This is a genomic window from uncultured Agitococcus sp. (assembly GCF_937920075.1).
GTDB lineage: Bacteria > Pseudomonadota > Gammaproteobacteria > Pseudomonadales > Moraxellaceae > Agitococcus.
This window is the reverse complement of the sequence record NZ_CALETI010000248.1, coordinates 1-2,372: the sequence shown is the minus strand read 5'-3', so window position 1 is coordinate 2,372 and position 2,372 is coordinate 1. Positions and strand designations below refer to the sequence as shown.

Annotated in this window: 2 protein-coding genes; both read right to left on the bottom strand. The window is 39.1% G+C overall.

All coding sequences use genetic code 11. The features are described from left to right. Positions 1-199 precede the first annotated feature (199 nt). Positions 200-1,753: a TerC family protein gene (locus Q0212_RS08645; RefSeq protein WP_297924557.1), complete on the bottom strand. Its 1,554-nt coding sequence runs from the start codon at positions 1,751-1,753 to the stop codon at positions 200-202. A gap of 283 nt (positions 1,754-2,036) precedes the next feature. After that, positions 2,037-2,372: energy transducer TonB (locus Q0212_RS08640; RefSeq protein ID WP_297924555.1), on the bottom strand; the 336-nt coding region annotated here is incomplete at its 5' end.

Below are 2,372 nucleotides of genomic sequence, written 5' to 3'. Positions count from 1 at the left end.
ATCTTACCGCCACAGGCACAGACGACAATAATATTCGCGCTTATCGTTTTGGTTATGGCATTTTAGATGAAAATCTCAACATGATTGCCGATGCAGGCGAAAAGAAAGTCTATTTTGAAGTCAGTGACTACAGCACGCCGTATGTATTTTTTGAAGCCCCAAAATAAATTAAAGGACTGAATATTCAGTCCTTTAAATTTTAGCTTTGACGACTAATTTTAACCTTTTCTATCTGAGTATTAGTCACCGCTACCACTTCAAAACACAAATCTTCTTTAATAATTTGTTCGCCTTGTTCGGGTAAATGGCCTAACTCTGCCAATAAAAAGCCTGCTAAGGTTGAATAACGGTTATTTTCATCAACTAAGTTATAGTCTAATAACTGTGAAATACGATGAGCATCAATTAACGCATCTACTAACCAAGAACCATCTTCTTGTTGTTGTACAGATAACTCGTCACTTTCATCAGGAAACTCACCTGCAATCGCTTCTAAAATATCTAAGGGAGTGGCTATGCCCTCTACCGAACCATATTCATCTAACACAATGGCCATTTGTAGGGGAGACTCGCGGAGCTGTTTCATCACACGCAATACTTTCATGCTTTCATGGATAATCAACGGTTGGCGTATGGAACGCTCTAAATTAATCGCACCTTCTAACAATAAGTCACGCAAAATATCTTTAGTAGCGGCTACTCCTAATAAATTCTCTAAACTACCTTTAGCGATTGGCAAACGTGAATGACCAATATCTTTAATTTGACGATGTAAAGCGTCGGCATCATCTTCTATATTTAACCAATCAATATCGGGTCTTGGGGTCATAATTGATTTAATCGGGCGATCCGCTAAAGTTAATACGCCTTGAATCATTTCTTTTTCTTCGGGCGCAAATACTTCTTTTTCGGCTGATTTTTCGGCAATAGCATCAACTGTTTCACCCAAACCTAAACTCGAAGAGCGTCTGCCACCTAATAAGCTTAATACGGCATCGGCAGTACGCTCGCGCAAATCTGAGCTAGTAATAAATCGCTCCCGATTACGGCGAACCGCTTGATTAAAAGCTTCTACTAAAATAGAGAAACCAATCGCTGCATACAAATAGCCTTTTGGAATATGATAACCTAAGCCTTCCACCAACAAAGAAAAGCCAATCATCATCAAAAAGCCCAAACACAAGACAATCACATTGGGATGACGAGAAACAAAGGCCATTAATGGTCGTGAGGCAAGCATCATCAACATCACAGCAATCACTACCGCTATCATCATTACTGATAAATGATCAACCATGCCAACAGCCGTAATCACACTGTCCAAAGAAAACACCGCATCTAACACCACAATTTGAGCAATAACTACCCAAAATGCCGCATGTTGAATTTTTTGTTGGGAATGGTGTGCTAAATGGCCTTCTAAACGCTCATGCAATTCTAAAGTGCCTTTAAATAACAAGAAAAAGCCACCAAAAATTAAAATTAAATCTCGCCCTGAAAAACCAAACTCTCCAATACTAAATAATGGCTCTGTTAATGTCACAATCCATGCGATTGATGCCAATAAAACTAAACGCATCCCTAAGGCTAAGGACAAACCGATCATCCGTGCTTTGTTACGTTGCTGTGGTGGCAATTTTTCGGCCAAAATAGCAATAAACACGAGGTTATCTAAGCCTAAAACGATCTCTAATAACACCAGAGTTGCTAAACCTGCCCAAGCTGACGGGTCTGCTATCCATTCAAACATGATTTTTTACCAATAAACATTTAGGCCACATTAATACATTTAAGTAGCAATAAGAAAATGAAGATATAAACGAGAAAAAGAAAAATATTGTGCCAAAGCACCTAAGCGGAGGGTCTGCATCAACAGAACAACAATACTTACGCATTTTGCTAAAATTATCGCGCTTTGTGAACATACAACCATTGCCAATGGTTGAGATGTGAACAAATAAGCGATAACCGCGTAAGTATAAAAAAAGTTGACATATATATCTAAAAATAGTTAATGGATGTTCATTATAAACGAATTAATTCTCGTTATGCATTTTTTCGGCAAAACGCCATGTGCGAATCACTTGTAAAACTTCAATTTTTTGTTTCATTTCTTTACTAAACGGTCTAAAAGGTTCTGCCAAGCGCACCGAACGCCGTGCTGCTTCATCTAATAACCCTGAACCTGATGAGGAGCGTACTTGAATATCTTTGACGCGGCCATTGGGTAAAATCGCCACCAATAAACGGACTTCGCCCTGTAAGTGACGCTGTTTTGCTGCTTCGGGATAATGCAAATTGCCCATTTGCTCAACTTTTTGCCTAAAGTGATCAATATACGCGGCTGCATAATCTTGGCGAGCGGATAAGGT